This window comes from Lentzea xinjiangensis, from assembly GCF_900110955.1.
In the GTDB taxonomy this organism is placed as follows: Bacteria; Actinomycetota; Actinomycetes; order Mycobacteriales; family Pseudonocardiaceae; genus Lentzea; species Lentzea xinjiangensis.
This window is the reverse complement of the sequence record NZ_FOFR01000004.1, coordinates 295,505-311,901: the sequence shown is the minus strand read 5'-3', so window position 1 is coordinate 311,901 and position 16,397 is coordinate 295,505. Positions and strand designations below refer to the sequence as shown.

17 protein-coding genes are annotated in these 16,397 nt (G+C 69.6%); 7 read left to right on the top strand and 10 right to left on the bottom strand.

Features of this window, described 5'->3' with window-relative positions:
• Window positions 1-57 precede the first annotated feature (57 nt).
• Entirely contained in the window at window positions 58-981 is a 924-nt protein-coding gene (locus BMW88_RS13320) for a TAXI family TRAP transporter solute-binding subunit (protein ID WP_245777745.1), read from the top strand.
• A gap of 9 nt (window positions 982-990) precedes the next feature.
• Here the strand turns inward: BMW88_RS13320 and BMW88_RS13315 are convergent, their stop codons facing one another.
• Both BMW88_RS13315 and BMW88_RS13310 read right to left on the bottom strand, forming a co-directional pair.
• Window positions 991-2,376 carry a sensor histidine kinase gene (locus BMW88_RS13315; RefSeq protein WP_089950981.1) on the bottom strand — a complete coding sequence of 462 codons (1,386 nt, stop codon included), beginning with the start codon at window positions 2,374-2,376 and terminating at the stop codon, window positions 991-993.
• A gap of 53 nt (window positions 2,377-2,429) precedes the next feature.
• A complete protein-coding gene (locus BMW88_RS13310) occupies window positions 2,430-3,104 on the bottom strand; it encodes a response regulator transcription factor (protein ID WP_089950980.1) in 675 nt (224 codons plus the stop codon).
• Window positions 3,105-3,264: 160 nt separating this feature from the next.
• Here BMW88_RS13310 and BMW88_RS13305 point away from each other — a divergent pair, with 160 nt between their 5' ends.
• From BMW88_RS13305 to BMW88_RS13290, 4 genes are all read left to right on the top strand, one after another.
• Window positions 3,265-3,993, top strand: coding sequence for an amino acid ABC transporter ATP-binding protein (locus BMW88_RS13305; protein WP_174517896.1), 729 nt, complete (start codon window positions 3,265-3,267; stop codon window positions 3,991-3,993).
• Between the two features lie 39 nt (window positions 3,994-4,032).
• Complete coding sequence (locus BMW88_RS13300) at window positions 4,033-4,923, top strand: glutamate ABC transporter substrate-binding protein (RefSeq protein ID WP_089950979.1); 891 nt, start codon at window positions 4,033-4,035, stop codon at window positions 4,921-4,923.
• A 79-nt stretch (window positions 4,924-5,002) separates the two neighbouring features.
• Window positions 5,003-5,650 (top strand): amino acid ABC transporter permease, encoded by a 648-nt coding sequence (locus BMW88_RS13295; RefSeq protein ID WP_089950978.1) that lies wholly within the window; start codon window positions 5,003-5,005, stop codon window positions 5,648-5,650.
• A complete protein-coding gene (locus BMW88_RS13290) occupies window positions 5,647-6,540 on the top strand; it encodes an amino acid ABC transporter permease (RefSeq protein ID WP_089950977.1) in 894 nt (297 codons plus the stop codon). The genes BMW88_RS13295 and BMW88_RS13290 overlap by 4 nt, the downstream gene beginning before the upstream one ends.
• Before the next feature lie 59 nt (window positions 6,541-6,599).
• Here BMW88_RS13290 and BMW88_RS13285 read toward each other — a convergent pair whose 3' ends face one another.
• From BMW88_RS13285 to BMW88_RS13270, 4 genes are all read right to left on the bottom strand, one after another.
• The gene (locus BMW88_RS13285; protein ID WP_089950976.1) at window positions 6,600-7,349 is read right to left on the bottom strand and encodes a succinate dehydrogenase/fumarate reductase iron-sulfur subunit; all 750 of its coding nucleotides are present in this window, start codon (window positions 7,347-7,349) and stop codon (window positions 6,600-6,602) included.
• Window positions 7,346-9,214: a fumarate reductase/succinate dehydrogenase flavoprotein subunit gene (locus BMW88_RS13280; protein WP_089950975.1), complete on the bottom strand. Its 1,869-nt coding sequence runs from the start codon at window positions 9,212-9,214 to the stop codon at window positions 7,346-7,348. Before BMW88_RS13280 ends, BMW88_RS13285 begins: the two co-directional genes overlap by 4 nt.
• A gap of 9 nt (window positions 9,215-9,223) precedes the next feature.
• Window positions 9,224-9,988 carry a hypothetical protein gene (locus BMW88_RS13275; protein WP_089950974.1) on the bottom strand — a complete coding sequence of 255 codons (765 nt, stop codon included), beginning with the start codon at window positions 9,986-9,988 and terminating at the stop codon, window positions 9,224-9,226.
• Window positions 9,989-10,088: 100 nt separating this feature from the next.
• The gene (locus BMW88_RS13270; protein WP_089950973.1) at window positions 10,089-10,379 is read right to left on the bottom strand and encodes a hypothetical protein; all 291 of its coding nucleotides are present in this window, start codon (window positions 10,377-10,379) and stop codon (window positions 10,089-10,091) included.
• Between the two features lie 210 nt (window positions 10,380-10,589).
• Between BMW88_RS13270 and edd the strand changes: the two genes are divergently transcribed.
• Both edd and eda read left to right on the top strand, forming a co-directional pair.
• Window positions 10,590-12,464 carry a phosphogluconate dehydratase gene (edd, locus tag BMW88_RS13265; RefSeq protein WP_177221083.1) on the top strand — a complete coding sequence of 625 codons (1,875 nt, stop codon included), beginning with the start codon at window positions 10,590-10,592 and terminating at the stop codon, window positions 12,462-12,464.
• Window positions 12,465-12,738: 274 nt separating this feature from the next.
• Window positions 12,739-13,374, top strand: a complete 636-nt coding sequence (gene eda, locus BMW88_RS13260) for a bifunctional 4-hydroxy-2-oxoglutarate aldolase/2-dehydro-3-deoxy-phosphogluconate aldolase (protein WP_245777744.1) — start codon at window positions 12,739-12,741, stop codon at window positions 13,372-13,374.
• Window positions 13,375-13,396: 22 nt separating this feature from the next.
• Here the strand turns inward: eda and BMW88_RS43225 are convergent, their stop codons facing one another.
• From BMW88_RS43225 to BMW88_RS13240, 4 genes are all read right to left on the bottom strand, one after another.
• Window positions 13,397-13,498, bottom strand: a complete 102-nt coding sequence (locus BMW88_RS43225) for a LuxR C-terminal-related transcriptional regulator (protein ID WP_245777767.1) — start codon at window positions 13,496-13,498, stop codon at window positions 13,397-13,399.
• A 144-nt stretch (window positions 13,499-13,642) separates the two neighbouring features.
• Window positions 13,643-14,758: an AAA family ATPase gene (locus tag BMW88_RS13250; RefSeq protein WP_218148049.1), complete on the bottom strand. Its 1,116-nt coding sequence runs from the start codon at window positions 14,756-14,758 to the stop codon at window positions 13,643-13,645.
• The gene (locus BMW88_RS13245) at window positions 14,751-15,518 is read right to left on the bottom strand and encodes an RNA ligase family protein (RefSeq protein ID WP_089950972.1); all 768 of its coding nucleotides are present in this window, start codon (window positions 15,516-15,518) and stop codon (window positions 14,751-14,753) included. Before BMW88_RS13245 ends, BMW88_RS13250 begins: the two co-directional genes overlap by 8 nt.
• Window positions 15,519-15,560: 42 nt before the next feature.
• Window positions 15,561-16,328, bottom strand: a complete 768-nt coding sequence (locus tag BMW88_RS13240) for a DUF4190 domain-containing protein (RefSeq protein ID WP_089950971.1) — start codon at window positions 16,326-16,328, stop codon at window positions 15,561-15,563.
• Window positions 16,329-16,397 lie beyond the last annotated feature (69 nt).

Here is a 16,397-nt window from a genome sequence, read left to right as displayed (position 1 = left end):
TGCAACCAACCTTTCGTCGGGTGCAAGCGTAGAACGCCCCCGTGGCACGATGCGCAGGTGCTGGGACGAGTGCATGCCGCCGTGAGCCTGCTGACCGCCGCGACGGTCCTGACCGGGTGTGGCAGCACGCTCGAGGACGTCAAGATCACCATGGCCACGGGCAACGAGGGTGGCGTCTACTACTCCCTCGGCAAGGGCCTCGCGGACATCTGGAGCGGGCGCCTGGGCATCACCCGGCCGCAGGTCGTGGCGACGGCCGGCTCGAAGGACAACCTGGTCCGGCTGGTGAACGACCAGGCGCAGGTCGGCTTCTCGCAGGCCGACGCCGTCGAGGGGGTGCCCGGCGCGGGGAAGCTGCGGGCGCTGGCCCGGATGCACGACGACTACCTGCAGGTGATCGTGCGCGCCGATCTGCCCGTGACGACGCTGCGCGAGCTGTCCGGGCTGCGCGTGTCGGTCGGCGGCAAGGAGTCGGGGGTCGAGATCATCGCGCGGCGGCTGCTGCAGTCGGCCGGCGTCACGCCGCAGGAGGTCAACCTCGGCCTCGACGACTCCGCGCAGGCGATGCGGGAGGGCAGGCTCGACGCGTTCTTCTGGTCGGGCGGGCTGCCGACGTCACGCATCACGCAGCTCACCAAGGAGCTCGGCGTGCGGCTGCTCGACCTGCAGGACGTGCTGTCGGCCTTCCGCCAGCAGCACACGGTCTACGGGTCGGCGACGCTGCCCGCGTCCACCTACAACCTCCAGTCCGGGCCGGTGGGGCCGGTCATCACGCTCGTGGTGCGCAACTTCCTGCTCGTCAACGAGAAGATGCCCGACGACGTGGCCGAGGCGCTGGTGCGGCAGCTCTTCGAGGGCCAGCCGGAGCTGGTGAAGGCGCATTCGGCGGCCCGCACGATCGAGCAGCGGTCCGCGATCGAGACCTCACCGGTGCCGCTGCACGACGGCGCGCTGCGCTACTACCGGGAGGCCAAGGTCTGATCCCCGGGGTCAGGCCGCCGGCAGCTCGACCACGACCTTCAGGCCGCCGTCCGGCGGCGACTCGAGCCGCACGGTGCCGCCGACGCGTTCGACGACGAGGCGCACGATCGACAGGCCGAGGCCGGAGCCGGGCACGTTCTGGTGCGCCGGGCTGCGCCAGAACCGGTCGGTCGCCCGTTCGAGCTCGTCGGGTTGCAGACCGGGCCCGTGGTCGGCGACGGAGAGCCGGACGACGCCGTCGTCCTTGCGGACGTCGACCACGATCAGGGTGCCCTCCGGGGTGAACTTGACCGCGTTGTCGAGCAGCGCGTCCAGGATCGTCTCGACGCCGCGCGGCGGGGCGAGCGCCATGCCGACGCGTTGCCCGTCGAGCACGAGGTGCACCTCCTTGGCCGCCGCGGCCGCCTGCCACGCCGACAGCCGTGCCGCCACGGACCTGTCGACGTCCACGGGTACCGGGTCGACGGAGCTCGACTCGGCGCGCGCCATGGCGAGCAGCTCGTCGAGGATCCGGTTGAGGCGGTCTGTCTCGCTGAGCGCCTCGACCTGGTGCACCTCGGCCTCGGCGTCGACGTGGCCCTCCAGGTTGGACAGACGCAGTTTCAGGGCCGTCAACGGGTTGCGCAGCTGGTGTGACGCGTCCGCGACGAACGCCCGTTGCGCGGCGAGGACATCGCTCACGTTCGCGGCCATCTGGTCGAACGACCGCGAGAGCTGCCGCAGCTCCGGCGGCCCGCTCTCCGCGCCCACGGGCGGCACCGGGCGGCCCGCCACCACGGCGCCGAGGAGCTTGCCCGTGGCGTCGTCCAGCGCCTGCACCGGGCGCAACGTCCAGCGCACCACCGGCAGCGCCAGCAGCACCGCGAGGGCCAGCACCAGCAGGCTCGCCGCGAGCAGCAGCCCCCACCACGCCAGGACCTCGAACCGGGTCTTGGACGTGGGCGAGAACGTGACCACCGCGCCGCGCACCTCGCCGTCGACCAGGACGGGTTCGGCGAGCACCAGCCTGGTTTCGTCCCAGGGCATGAGCAGCGGCGGTGCGACCGGCAGGCGACCGGCCAGCGCCTTGCCGACCAGGTCCTGCACTGCGCTGTCGCCGAGCGCGAGGTCGCTGCGCGACGCCACCAGCGGCACGGTCGGGGCGTCGCGGGCGACCACGGCCACGCCGATGCCGTAGACCTGGTCGTAGCGCTCGAGCTCGGGGCGCAGCAGGTCCGGCTTGTCGTCGATCAGCGGCCGGGCCGCCAGCGAGGCGAACCGGCTGGTGTCGGTGAGGCGGTCGAGGAACATCTCCTGCTGCTCACCGGTCGCGACGCCGCGGCCCAGCGGCACGCCGAGGCCGACGAGCACCAGCACGACCAGGGCGAGCACCACGCCCAGCAGCCGGGACCTCACCGCGCGTCACCCCTTCGAGCCACGACATCCAGCCGAAGACCACCCATTCGAGATCACACCTGTCCGAGCCGGTAACCGACGCCCCGCACCGTCTCCAGCAGCGAGGGCCGGCCGAGCTTCGTGCGCAGCGTCGCCACGTGCACGTCCAGCGTCCGGTTCGCGCCCGACCAGGTCCGCCCCCACACCTCCGCGAGGATCCGCTCCCGCGTGCACACCGCGCCACCCGCCGCCATCACCAGCGCGAGCACCTGGAACTCCTTTCGCGACAGAGCCACCGGCTCCCCCGCCACGGTGACCTCGTGCCGGCCCAGGTCGACCCGCACGTCACCGGTCTCGAACACCTCCGTCGACACCGAGCCCACCCCGACCGGGTCGGAGCCGCGGCGACGGCGGACGGCGTGCACGCGGGCGACGAGCTCACCCACGTCGTAGGGTTTGACCAGGTAGTCGTCCGCACCGGCGTGCAGGCCGAGGATGCGGTCGTCGATCTCCCCCCGCGCCGACACCACGATGATCGCGACGTCCGAGGCGGCCCTGATCGCCCGGCACAGCGTGACCCCGTCCATGTCGGGCAGGCCCAGGTCGAGCAGCACCACGTCGACGCCGGCGAGGCGGTCGAGCGTGCCGCGCCCGGTGGCCTGCCGGTCGACGTGGAAACCCCGTCTGGTCAGGGCGGGGACCAGGGCCTCCGCGACCCTGTCGTCGTCCTCGACGAGCAGCACGCGCACTTTCGCTACCTCCCGGGCAACCGATGTCTGCCTGTGACAGAGTTGAGACCCTAAGTCTTGCTCAATGTCCTGGACTGGTGTGGTGGCCGACACCTAGGTTTCCGCCAACGCCGACGACCCCAAAATGGAGGACTGGATGACTGCCGCCTCTGCCCCGCCGATGATTCGTGTGGCGGGTGTGGACAAGTTCTTCGGCCCGCTGCACGTGCTCAAGAACGTGCAGCTGGAGGTGCCGAAGGGGCAGGTCGTGGTCGTGCTGGGGCCGTCGGGTTCCGGTAAGTCGACCCTGTGCCGGACCATCAACCGCCTCGAGCCGATTGATTCCGGAGTCATCGAGGTCGACGGACAGCCCCTTCCGGCGGAAGGAAAGGAGCTGGCACGCCTGCGCGCCGATGTCGGCATGGTGTTCCAGTCCTTCAACCTTTTCGCGCACAAAACCATCGTCGAGAACGTGATGCTCGCTCCGACGAAGGTGCGCAAGACGCCGGCGGCCGAGGCCCGCAAGACCGCGATGGAGCTGCTGGAGCGCGTCGGGATCGCCAACCAGGCGGACAAGTTCCCGGCTCAGCTCTCGGGTGGGCAGCAGCAGCGCGCGGCGATCGCCCGCGCGCTCGCGATGAAGCCCAAGGTGATGCTGTTCGACGAGCCCACCTCCGCGCTCGACCCGGAGATGGTGCAGGAGGTCCTCGACGTCATGACGGGCCTCGCGAAGGACGGCATGACCATGCTGGTCGTCACGCACGAGATGGGCTTCGCCCGCAAGGCCGCGGACCGGGTGATCTTCATGTCCGACGGCGAGGTCGTCGAGGACTCCACCCCGGAGGAGTTCTTCTCGGCCCCGAAGTCCAACCGCGCGAAGGACTTCCTTGGCAAGATCCTGACGCACTAGTAGTCAGCCCACTTTCGAACGAATGGCAGGAGAAGGACGATGAGGGTTCGCACCCTTGCGGCGGTGCTGCTGACGGGCGCACTGGCCCTGACCGCGTGTGGCAAGGAGGGCAGCCCGACCGAGCAGGGCGCGCCCGCCGGCCTGTTCGAGGTCGCCAAGGACGTCAAGGTCGACGGCTCGCCCACGTTCGAGAAGGCCAAGACGCGCGGCTCGCTCGTCGTCGGCGTCAAGGAGGACCAGCCGGGTCTGGGCTACAAGGACCCGACGACGAACAAGTACAGCGGCTTCGACATCGACATCGCGCGCCTGATCTCCGCGAAGCTGGGCTTCGACCCGGAGAAGATCCAGTTCAAGACGATCCAGTCCGCCGCGCGCGAGCAGGCGCTGATCAACGGTGACGTCGACTACTACGTCGGCACCTACACGATCAACGCCGGCCGCAAGGAGAAGGTCGGCTTCGCCGGCCCGTACTTCGTCGCCGGTCAGGACCTGCTGGTGAAGAAGGACAACACCGACATCACCGGCAAGGACACCCTCAAGGGCAAGAAGGTCTGCTCGGCGACCGGTTCGACGCCGGTCAAGCGCATCCGCGACGAGAACCTGACCGAGCCCGGCAACATCCTCGAGTTCCAGGGCTACTCGCAGTGCGTCACCAAGCTGCTCGACGGTGAGGTCGACGCGGTCACCACCGACGACGCGATCCTCAAGGGCTACGCGGCCGCCGAGGAGGGCAAGCTGAAGGTCGTCGGCAAGACGTTCTCCAGCGAGCCGTACGGCATCGGCGTGCCCAAGGAGGACACGGCCCTGCGCACCAAGATGAACGACATCCTGCAGGCCTCGCTGGACGACGGCTCCTGGCAGAAGATCTACGACGGCACGCTGGGCAAGTCCGGCTCGTCCGCGGAGAAGCCGAAGATCGACCGGTACTGACGGTCTTCTCACGTGGCCGGTGGATCCCACGTGGGTCCACCGGCCGTTCCATTCAAGGCGGACGACGGCAAGGAAACCGATGAGCGTCCTCACCAACAACCTAGATCTGTTCCTGCGCGCATTCGCCCAGACGCTGCAGCTCTTCGCGATCTCCGCGGTCCTGTCGCTGGTGCTGGGCACGTTCCTCGCGGCACTGCGCGTCAGCCCGGTGCCGGTGTTCCGCGGCATCGGCACGCTGTACGTGACGGTGCTGCGCAACACGCCGTTGACGCTGGTCTTCGTGTTCTTCCTCTTCGCGTACCCGTTGCTGGAGATCGTGAAGATCGAGCCCTACACCGCGGCCGTGGTGTCGTTGTCGCTCTACACGGCGGCGTTCGTCTGCGAGGTCGTGCGGTCGGGCATCAACACGGTGCCGGTCGGCCAGGCCGAGGCGTCGCGCGCGCTCGGCCTCACGTTCGTGCAGATGCTGGGCAACGTCGTGCTGCCGCAGGCGTTGCGCTCGGTGGTGCCGCCGATGACGAGCACCATGATCGCGTTGCTCAAGAACACGACGGTGGCCTCGGGCTTCGCGGTGTTCCAGGCGGGCACGATCCGCGACTCGCTGTCGGAGCAGGGTGAGAACGTCCTGCTCGGACTCCTGTGGGTGGCGATCGGCTTCGTGGTCCTGGTGATGCCGCTGACGTACGTCCAGCAGGTCTTCGAGAAGCGGTGGAGCGTGGCCCGATGAGCATGGTGCTGTTCGACGTCCCGGGCCCGAAGGCACGCGCGCGTCACAAGGTCATGGCGGTCATCGGCATCGCGGCCGTGCTCGCCGCCGTGGCGTACGTGATCATGCGGTTCATCGCGACCGACCAGTTCTCCACCCGCCGGCTCGACTGGATCAACTACAAGCAGATCCAGATCTCCCTGGTGGAGGCGATCGGCAACACGCTCAGCGCGTTCGCCGTGGGCGCGGTGCTGGCGCTCGTGTTCGGCGCGATCTTCGCGGCGGCCCGGCTGTCCGACCACGCGTGGGTGCGCGCTCCCGCGGCCGTGGTCGTCGAGGTCTTCCGCGCGATCCCGCTCGTCATCATGATGTTCTTCTTCTACTACGGCCTGCCGGTGGCCGGGGTGAAGCTGAGCGCGTTCACGGCGGTCGTGCTGAGCCTGATGCTCTACAACGGCTCGGTGCTCGCGGAGATCTTCCGCGCGGGCATCAACTCGCTGCCCAAGGGGCAGAGCGAGGCCGCGTACGCGCTGGGCATGCGCAAGACGCAGGTGATGACGCTCGTGCTGCTGCCGCAGGCGTTGCGGGCGATGATGCCGACCATCATCAGCCAGCTCGTCGTGCTGCTCAAGGACACCGCGCTCGGCTTCCTCATCACGTTCGAGGAGCTGCTGCGGTGGGGCACCCGCATCGGCGGTGACGCGGTCAGCTTCGGCCGGCCGATGATCTCGGTGATGATCGTGGTCGCCGCGATCTACATCGGACTGTGCCTGCTGCTGACGTGGCTCGCGAACTACCTCGAGAAGCGCAACCGGCGCAACAAGAAGGTCGTCAAGCTCGACGGGGACCGGCCGAACCAGGTCCAGCTCGCCGAGTCCTCGGCCGTCCTGGGCTCCGGCAGCACCCTCTGACCGGCGGTCCGCGGAACGGGGCGTGTCCACATCGGACACGCCCCGTTCCTCTTCCGCCGCTAAGAACGCTTGAACAGCTTGTTGCCGAGCCAGACGATCGGGTCGTACTTGCGGTCGGCCACGCGCTCCTTCATGGGGATGAGCGCGTTGTCGGTGATGTGGATGTGCTCCGGGCACACCTCGCTGCAGCACTTGGTGATGTTGCAGTAGCCGAGGCCGTGCTCGTCCTGCGCCTGGTCGACGCGGTCCGCGGTGTCGAGCGGGTGCATCTCCAGCTCGGCGACCCGCATGAGGAACCGCGGCCCGGCGAACGCCTCCTTGTTCTCCTCGTGGTCGCGCACCACGTGGCAGGTGTTCTGGCACAGGAAGCACTCGATGCACTTGCGGAACTCCTGCGAGCGCTCGACGTCGACCTGCTGCATGCGGTACTCGCCCGGCGCGAGGTCCGCCGGCGGCGCGAACGAGGGGACCTCGCGCGCCTTGGTGTAGTTGAAGGACACGTCGGTCACCAGGTCGCGGATGATCGGGAACGTCCGCATCGGCGTGACCGTGATCGTCTCCGACTCCTCGAAGATCGACATCCTGGTCATGCACAGCAGGCGCGGCCGTCCGTTGATCTCGGCCGAGCAGGAGCCGCACTTGCCCGCCTTGCAGTTCCACCGGACCGCGAGGTCGGGGGCCTGCGTGGCCTGCAGCCGGTGGATGATGTCGAGCACGACCTCACCCTCGTTGACCTCGACGGTGAAGTCCTCCAGCGCGCCGCCGGCGTCGTCGCCGCGCCACACCCGGAACCTGCCCTGGTAGGTCATGACAACTCCTCGGCGGTGAGGTACTTCTCCAGCTCGGTGCGGTCGAACAGGTCCAGCAGGTCGCGGCGGATCGGGATCTGCGGTTTCTCCTCGACGGAGACGACGTCACCGGCCACGGTGCACACCAGCAGCTTCCGCCGCCACTCGGCCTCCATCGACGGGTGGTCGTCGCGGGTGTGGCCGCCGCGGGACTCCGTGCGCAGCAACGCCGCCTTCGCCACGCACTCCGACACCAGCAGCATGTTGCGCAGGTCGAGGGCGAGGTGCCAGCCGGGGTTGAACTGCTGGTGCCCCTCGACCGTCAGCGACCCGGCGCGCTGCTTGAGCTTCTCCAGCCGCCGCAACGCCTCCTCCATCTCACCGGCGCGGCGGATGATGCCGACGAGGTCGTTCATCGCCTGCTGCAGCTCCATGTGCAGCGTGTACGGGTTCTCGCCTCCCTCCCGCTGGAACGGCCTGAGCGCCGTGGCACGCGCCTCGGTGACGGTGTCCTCCGGCACCACCGGGCGTTCGCCCATGGCGCGCACGTACTCCGCGGCGCCCGCGCCCGCGCGCCGGCCGAACACCAGCAGGTCCGACAGCGAGTTGCCGCCCAGCCGGTTCGAGCCGTGCATGCCGCCGGACACCTCGCCCGCGGCGAAGAGCCCCGGTACGGACGAGGACCCGGTGTCGGGGTCGACCTCGACGCCGCCCATCACGTAGTGGCAGGTCGGTCCGACCTCCATCGGCTGCGCGGTGATGTCCACATCGGCCAGTTCCTTGAACTGGTGGTGCATGGACGGCAGCCGGCGGCGGATCTCCTCGGCGGGCAGGCGCGTGGACACGTCGAGGAAGACGCCGCCGTGCGGTGATCCGCGCCCGGCCTTGACCTCGGAGTTGATCGCACGGGCAACCTCGTCGCGCGGCAGCAGCTCCGGCGGGCGCCGGTTGCCGGCCTGGTCGGTGTACCAGCGGTCGGCTTCTTCCTCGTTGTCGGCGTACTTGTCCTTGAACACCTCGGGGATGTAGTCGAACATGAACCGCTTGCCGTCGGAGTTGCGCAGCACGCCGCCGTCGCCGCGCACGGACTCGGTGACGAGGATGCCCTTGACCGACGGCGGCCAGACCATCCCGGTGGGGTGGAACTGGATGAACTCCATGTTGATCAGCGAGGCGCCCGCGCGCAGGGCCAGGGCGTGGCCGTCGCCGGTGTACTCCCAGGAGTTCGAGGTGACCTTGAACGACTTGCCGATGCCGCCGGTCGCGAGGATCACCGCCGGCGCCTCGAACAGCACGAACCGGCCGGACTCGCGCCAGTAGCCGAACGCGCCGGCGATCCTGTCCCCGTCCTTGGCCAGCTCGGTGACGGTGAACTCCTGGAACACCCGCAGCCGTGCCTCGTAGTCGCCGAGCTCCTTGAAGTCGTCCTGCTGCAACGACACGATCTTCTGCTGCAGCGTGCGGATCAGTTCCAGGCCGGTGCGGTCGCCGACGTGGGCGAGGCGCGGGTACTCGTGGCCGCCGAAGTTGCGCTGCGAGATGCGGCCGTCCTTGGTGCGGTCGAACAGCGCGCCGTACGTCTCCAGCTCCCAGACCCGTTGCGGCGCTTCCTGGGCGTGCAGCTCGGCCATCCGCCAGTTGTTGAGGAACTTGCCGCCGCGCATGGTGTCGCGGAAGTGCACCTGCCAGTTGTCGCTCTCGTTCGCGTTGCCCATCGCGGCGGCGATGCCGCCCTCGGCCATCACGGTGTGGGCCTTGCCGAACAACGACTTGCAGAGAACGGCGGTGCGCAGACCGTGCTCACGGGCCTCGATCGCGGCACGCAACCCCGCCCCACCGGCGCCGATCACGAGAACGTCGAACGAATGCCTTTCCAGCTCGGGCAAAACCACTCCTTAGTCGATGAAGCGGAGGTCGGAGATCGTTCCCGAGGCGACCAGCGCGACGTACAGGTCGGTGAGGCAGACGAAGATCAGCGAAGCCCACGCGAGCTGCATGTGGCGGTTGTTCAGCTTGGAGATCTGCGTCCACGCCCAGTACCGGACCGGGTGCTTGGAGAAGTGCTTGAGCCGCCCGCCCGCGATGTGGCGGCACGAGTGGCACGACAGCGTGTAGGCGCCGAGCAGGCCGACGTTCACCAGCAGGATGATGTTGCCCAGGCCCAGGCCGGTGCCGAACGCGAGGACCGCGTCGTAGATGTTGATCAGCAGCAGGACCGAGGCCGCGTAGAAGAAGTAGCGGTGCAGGTTCTGCGCGATCAGCGGGAACCGGGTCTCGCCGGTGTACTTGTTGTGCGGCTCGGCCACCGCGCACGCCGGCGGGGACGCCCAGGCGGCCCGGTAGTAGGCCTTGCGGTAGTAGTAGCAGGTGATCCGGAAGCCGAGCAGGAACGGGATGATGATCACCGGCGGGGTGAGGAAGCCGGGCAGCGCCGGGAACCACTGGCCGAAGTGCGATGCCGCCGGGACGCACTCCTCCGTGAGGCACGGCGAGTACATCGGTGTGAGGTAGTGGTACTGGTCGACCCAGTAGTAGTCCCCCTGGAACGTGCGGAACGCCGCGTAGATCGAGATGAGCAGCAGGCCGGCGAACGTCGTCAGCGGCGGCAGCCACCATCGGTCCGTCCGCAGCGTCCTGGCGGCGATCTCTGCCCTCGCCATCAGTCACCTTTCTGGGGGTCCACGTCGTTGTGGGGGAACGCAGGCCAAGAGAAATGGGCACGGCCCCCGCGCCAGGCGGGGGCCGTGTGATCAGCTCCGGTCAGGTCCGGTGGCGGTACCCACCGAGGCCTTCGTCGTCCGCGTCCTTCCACAACGACTCGTCGTAAGGCGTGTCGGGCACGACCACGACCTCGCGCTCCACCCGTGGCGCTTCCCGCTGCCTCGGGGTGGCGAGGTCGACGAGCTCGGTGGCATCGATGTCCATGCGTTCTACGTCGTTGGCAAGGCGCTGAACGGCCGTCACGTCGCCGTACCGGGCACGCAGCGCGCTGACGGCGTGCCGCATCTGCCCGATGACCCGGCGCAGCTCGACGATCTCCGTGGAGTTCATGGGACACCTCCGATCCAAGGTCGTGCCCCGCACTCTGCCCAATCTCAAGCCATGTGACAAGCACCACACGCCAAGATTCGAAACTGGCGTCGTCCCAGCAACTGAATCGTTTTTGTGTCGGCGACCTGCAATGACTTACTGTGTGTGGCGTCACGCCCGTCCGTGGGACGCCACCGTTGTCGTCTCGGAAGGGCCCCACCACGGCCCGTGATGACCCGGAGACCCACCATGAGCGAACTGCATCCCGTACTGACTGAGGTGACACGCCGGATCGCCGCCCGAAGCGCCGATTCCCGCCGCGTGTACCTCGAACGTGTGGCCGCAGCCGCGCAGGACGGCACGTCCAGGTCCGGCTTCGCGTGCAGCAACCTGGCGCACGGCTTCGCCGGGATCACCGGCGGCGACAAGGCGGCGCTGCGCGCGCTGCGCAAGTCCAACGTCGCGATCGTGTCGTCGTACAACGACATGCTGTCGGCCCACCAGCCGTTGCAGGAGTACCCGGCCTGGATCAAGGACTCGGTCCGCGCCGCCGGCGGCGTGTCGCAGTTCGCGGGCGGCGTGCCCGCGATGTGCGACGGCATCACCCAGGGCCGCGAGGGCATGGAGCTGTCGCTGTTCAGCCGCGACGTCATCGCCATGTCGACGGGCGTGGCCCTGTCGCACGAGATGTTCGACGCGGCCGTGCTGCTCGGCGTGTGCGACAAGATCGTGCCGGGCCTGCTGATCGGCGCGCTGTCGTTCGGCCACCTGCCGTCGATCCTGGTGCCCGCGGGCCCGATGTCGTCGGGCCTGTCGAACAAGGAGAAGGCCCGCGTCCGGCAGCTCTACGCGGAGGGCAAGGCGACCCGCGACGAACTGCTGGACGCCGAGGCCGCCTCGTACCACTCGCCGGGCACCTGCACCTTCTACGGCACCGCGAACTCGAACCAGATGGTCGTCGAGGTCATGGGCCTGCACCTGCCGGGCGCCTCGTTCGTGCCGCCGGGCACGGGCCTGCGCCGCGCGCTGACCGAGCACGCCGGCCGCCGCGCCGTGGAGATGGCCAAGGGCGAGGGCTACACCCCGATCGCGCACATCGTCGACGAGAAGGCCGTCGTGAACGGCGTCGTGGCGCTGCTGGCCACCGGCGGCTCCACGAACCACACGATGCACCTGGTCGCCATCGCCGCCGCCGCGGGCATCGAGCTGAGCTGGGACGACTTCTCCGACCTGTCCGCGATCGTGCCGCTGATCGCGCGGGTCTACCCGAACGGCAGCGCCGACATCAACCACTTCCAGGCGGCGGGCGGCGTCCAGTTCGTCGTCGGCACCCTGCTGGACGCGGGCCTGCTGCACGGCGACGTCACCACGGTCGCCGGGTTCGGGCTGGACCGCTACCGCCAGGAGCCGGTGCTGGCCGACGGCGAGCTGGTCTGGGTGGACGGCCCCGGCCACTCGCTCGACCTCGAGGTCCTGCGCCCGGCGTCGGACCCGTTCGCCTCCGACGGCGGCCTGCGCATGCTCTCCGGCAACCTCGGCCGCGCGGTCATCAAGGTCTCGGCGGTGGCTCCGGAGAACCACGTCGTCGAGGCCCCCGCCCGCGTGTTCACCACGCAGGAGGCGTTCCAGGAGGCCTTCCAGGCAGGCGAGCTCGACCGCGACGTGGTCGTCGTCGTCCGCCAGCAGGGCCCCCAGGCCAACGGCATGCCCGAGCTGCACAAGCTGACGCCGCCGCTCGGCGTGCTGATGGACCGGGGCCACAAGGTGGCCCTGGTGACCGACGGCCGCATGTCCGGTGCCTCCGGCAAGATCCCCGCCGCCATCCAGCTGACCCCGGAAGCCGCCGTGGGCGGCCCGCTCGGCCGGGTCCGCGACGGCGACGTCCTCAGGCTGGACGCCACCGCCGGAACGCTGGAGGTCCGGGTGCCTGCGGAGGAACTGGCGGCGCGCCCGCTCGTGGACTTCCCGCCGACCGCCCACGAGTGGGTCGGCACGGGCCGCGAGCTGTTCGCCGCCCTGCGCCGCACCGTCGGGCCCGCCGACCGCGGCGCGACGGTGTTCGGCCCCATCACCGCCGACCACTTCGCCCCGGTCACGCACCACTAGCCCACCCACCAATACATTGGTTGTAGCACCACCGCTGACCTGGCCCTTAGCAATGGTTCTTTGGACTTCGTCCGCAAAAGACCCATTGCAAAGGGCCGGTGACGCCCGGCTGGCCCGCCTTGCCGGACCGCTCGACCGCCTTTGCAATGAGTGGTTTGCGGACGTCCGCAAACGTTTTTTGCATCCGGGGTGGGTCGGCGAGGCGGACGGCGGGCATGTCGGCGGTGCGCGGCACACCGGTTTTCGATCACCAGATCTCGCAAGGAGTGACACCGTGACCAACGGCGCGACCACCGGAGCCGACCTGCTCGCGCTCTCGCCCGTCATCCCCGTCGTCGTGGTCGACGACGCCGACCACGCGGTGCCGCTCGCCAGGGCGCTACTGCGCGGTGGCGTCCGCGTCATCGAGCTCACGCTGCGCACCCCGGCCGCGCTCGCCGCGATCGAGAACGTGGCGCGCGAGGTGCCGGAGATCGTGATCGGCGCGGGCACCGTCACGGCCCCGGAGCACGCCGAGCAGGCGGCGAAGGCCGGGGCGGCGTTCCTCGTCACGCCCGGCACCACCGACCGGGTGCTCGACGCGGCCGACGCGACCGGGCTGCCGTATCTGCCGGGAGCGGCGACGGTGTCCGAGGTGATGCGGCTGGCCGAGCGCGGGCTGACCGCGCTCAAGTTCTTCCCCGCGGAGGCGGCGGGCGGGGTCGACTACCTGAAGTCGATCGGCGGCCCGATCCCGCACATCCGGTTCTGCCCGACCGGCGGCATCACGCCGCAGACCGCGCCGAGCTACCTCGCGCTGCCGAACGTCGGCTGCGTCGGCGGTTCGTGGCTGGCTCCCAAGGACGCGCTCCAGGCCGGCGACTGGAACCGCGTCGAGACGCTCGCCCGTGAGGCCGCGCGGCTCGGGTGACCACGTCGTCCCGGCTCAGCCGTCACGACCACAGGGCTGCGACGAGCTCTGCCCGTCCGGTGATGCCGAGCTTGCGGTAGGCGCCTGACAGGTGCAGTTCCACCGTGCGGCGGGTGAGGTGCAGGGTCTCGGCGATCTGCCGGCTCGTCAGGCCCTGCGCCGCCGTCCGCGCGACGCGGTTCTCCCCTGCTCGGTCCAGCCCTGCACCTGGTCGCCCTCGTCGTGGACCTCGTCGCCCGCGAACTTGGCCAGCGGGTGCCGAGGCCGGTCAGGCTGTGTCGACGCGCTCGACGACATGCGCCTCGGTGGGATCGACCGCCTCCCACTTGTCGACGAGCCGGTCGATGACCGCGGCCGGCACCGGTTCCGGACGGGCGCGGTTGCGCGCGCGGATCACGTTCTTCGGTGCTTCGAGGCCGACCAGGGTGATGCGAGCGCGGTAGTCCGCGGCGAGCCCGATGCAGCGGTCACGCAGTTGCCGGGAGATGTTGGTCGCGTTCCAGACGAACCTCTCCCCCGCCCTGAGCAACGTCCGCGCCTGCTCGAACGCCGCGGCCGCCACGGCGCGCTGGTCGCCACCGGGGGCGATGCCGAGCCGGGAGCGCACCGAGTCGAGGCTCACCACCGGCCAGCCGGGCCGGTGGGTCGCGATCCAGTGGTCCTTGCCGACGCCGGGCAGGCCGGACAGCACCGTCACCTCGACGCGCGTGTCGTCGTAGGCCGCGTAGCCGGGATCGCGGCCGGGGGTGCGGAAGTACTGGAAGCGGGCGTGGTCGGACGGGAACTCGCGCGGCCGGTCGAGGCAGTCGCGTTCGCGGCAGTACTCCTCGAACAGCGCGATGTTCTCCAGCACCGGCTCGGCGTCGTCGCAGATCCGGCCGAGGATGTCGGCGCGGGCGAGGGTCGCGAGGTCGTCGTTGCGCGCGAGCAGGCTCACCCGGAAGGCGATGCGGTCGAGGTCCGGTCGTTCCAGCGCCCAGAACGGCACCTGGTGGTGCCGCACCAGCGCGGCGACGTGCTCGCGCCACGCGATCGGGCGGCCCATCTCCCACAGCACTTTGCGCGCGAGCAGGTCTCCCGCGCGCGAGTGGCCGTGCGCGGTGACGCGGTCGCCGTCGACCTGCGTGCGGAAGGGCTTCGCGACGTCGTGCAGCAGCACCGTCGCGAACAGCCGCACCCGGTCGGCCTCCTGGCGAGCCCGCCACTCCGGCAGCGAGACAAGCGCTTCGCACGCCATGCGCGTGTGCACGGAGACATCGCCCTCGGCGTGGTGCACCGGATCCTGTGGCACACCCTCCATCGCGCGGACCCACTCGAACGCCGCGCGGACGGCGTCCCAGTCGACAGTCCACTGAGGACCGGAAGGGCAGAGGGACTCAAACACGTGACACCACCCGGTTCGGCAGGATCGGTCGGTCCTGCCAGTGGCTTCCCGAGTCGAGCACGGCCGTGAGGAACGTCGGTCGCACCCACTTGTACCGCTCGATGGTGCGACCGTCCTCCTCCACTTTGATGTAGAGGCCTTCCATGTCGTCGTCCGAATCCGTCTCCGCGGCAACGACATCCGGGTCCTGACCCGCGGCACGCGCCGCCTCCACCAGCGCATCGCGCCACCTTGGCGTGCGGCACGTGGACGGGCCGATCAGCGCGATCAGGTCCTTCACCGTGCGCAACGGTCCTTCGTGCAACACCGGCACGGACACCACCGGCGTGTGCGCGAGCAGCCGCCGGCGTTCCGGTGTGGACAGGAACTCATCGGTCTCGCGGTCGAGCACGTCGAACTCGCAGAAGTGGTGCGGCAGCGCGTCGTAGAACACCGTGTGCTTGGCGTACAACCACTCGCCGTAGAGCACGTACCGCGCGCCGAGCCTCTCCCAGAGCACGCCCTGGTGCGTCGCGGCCCACGCCTTCAACGGCGCGAACTGCCGCTCACGAGGTCCACCGGACAGGAAATGGCCGCGCGACTGCAACTTCAGCGCACCGGCGGAGTCGAAGCTGATGCCCGCGTTGGCACCGTCGAGCTTCTCCTCGACGACGAGGTGCCGTCCCGCGATCGCGCGGAACGGCACCTGGTCGAGGTCCTCGTCGCCCGGTTGCCGGCGCGAGCCCTCCAGGTGGGGCGTTCGCGGGTACTTGCGCAACATGCCCGGATTTGTAACCCGTCCAGGCGTGCGACCGCGAACGGTTTACGCGCGGCCGACGAACGCCGCCTTGTCGGCGTTGAAGGTCGGCTCGAACACGAGCTGCATCTCACCGGGCTGCGCGCCGACCGAGTACGCCACCTCGTAGGTGTAGGTCTTGCCGGGCAACACGGTCGCCGTGTCGAACCCGCCACCGCATTCGCCGCCGGTGTCGAACACCCGCTCGGCCTTCTGCCCGTTGAACTGCACGTCGTCCCCCATCGACATCAGCGCGGTCTCGAACGCGGCGGTGGTCCCGTTGGTGATGGTGACCTTGAACTTCACCGCGCGGACGATGTTCGGGGGCGACGAGTACTGGCCCGGCTTGCAGGCGACCGGCGCCGCGACGTCGACCGAGAGGCCGTTCTCCCACGTGTGCCGCTTGCCCCACGTCGGCGGCGTGACGAGCGCGTCCTGCTTCGGCGGGGTCCCGCTCGCGACGCCGGTCCCGCTCTCGCCGGTGGTGCCGTCGAGGATCTTGTCGAGCTCCTCCACCGCGGACTGCTGCGCGATCACCGTGAAGGCGATCGCCGCGACGCAGAGGACGACGCCGATGACCGCCAAGGCCTTGCGCGTGCCGAACAACGCGATGACCCCGAGCACGAGCCCGACGACCGCCGCGATCGCGGTGAGGTTGTTCAGGATGATGATCGGCGAGCTGACCACACCGACGATCCCGAGGATCAACGCGGCCCACGCGAGCGCGCCGAACCTCGCGGGCTTCTGCGGTGCGGCCGGAGGCGGGGCGTAGGCGGGCGGCGTCGGGTAGGTCATTGCGGCTCCAGGCGGTTGCGATGTGTGACCACGACGTCGACCGGTTCGCTCCACCCGTTAGCTCGGCGC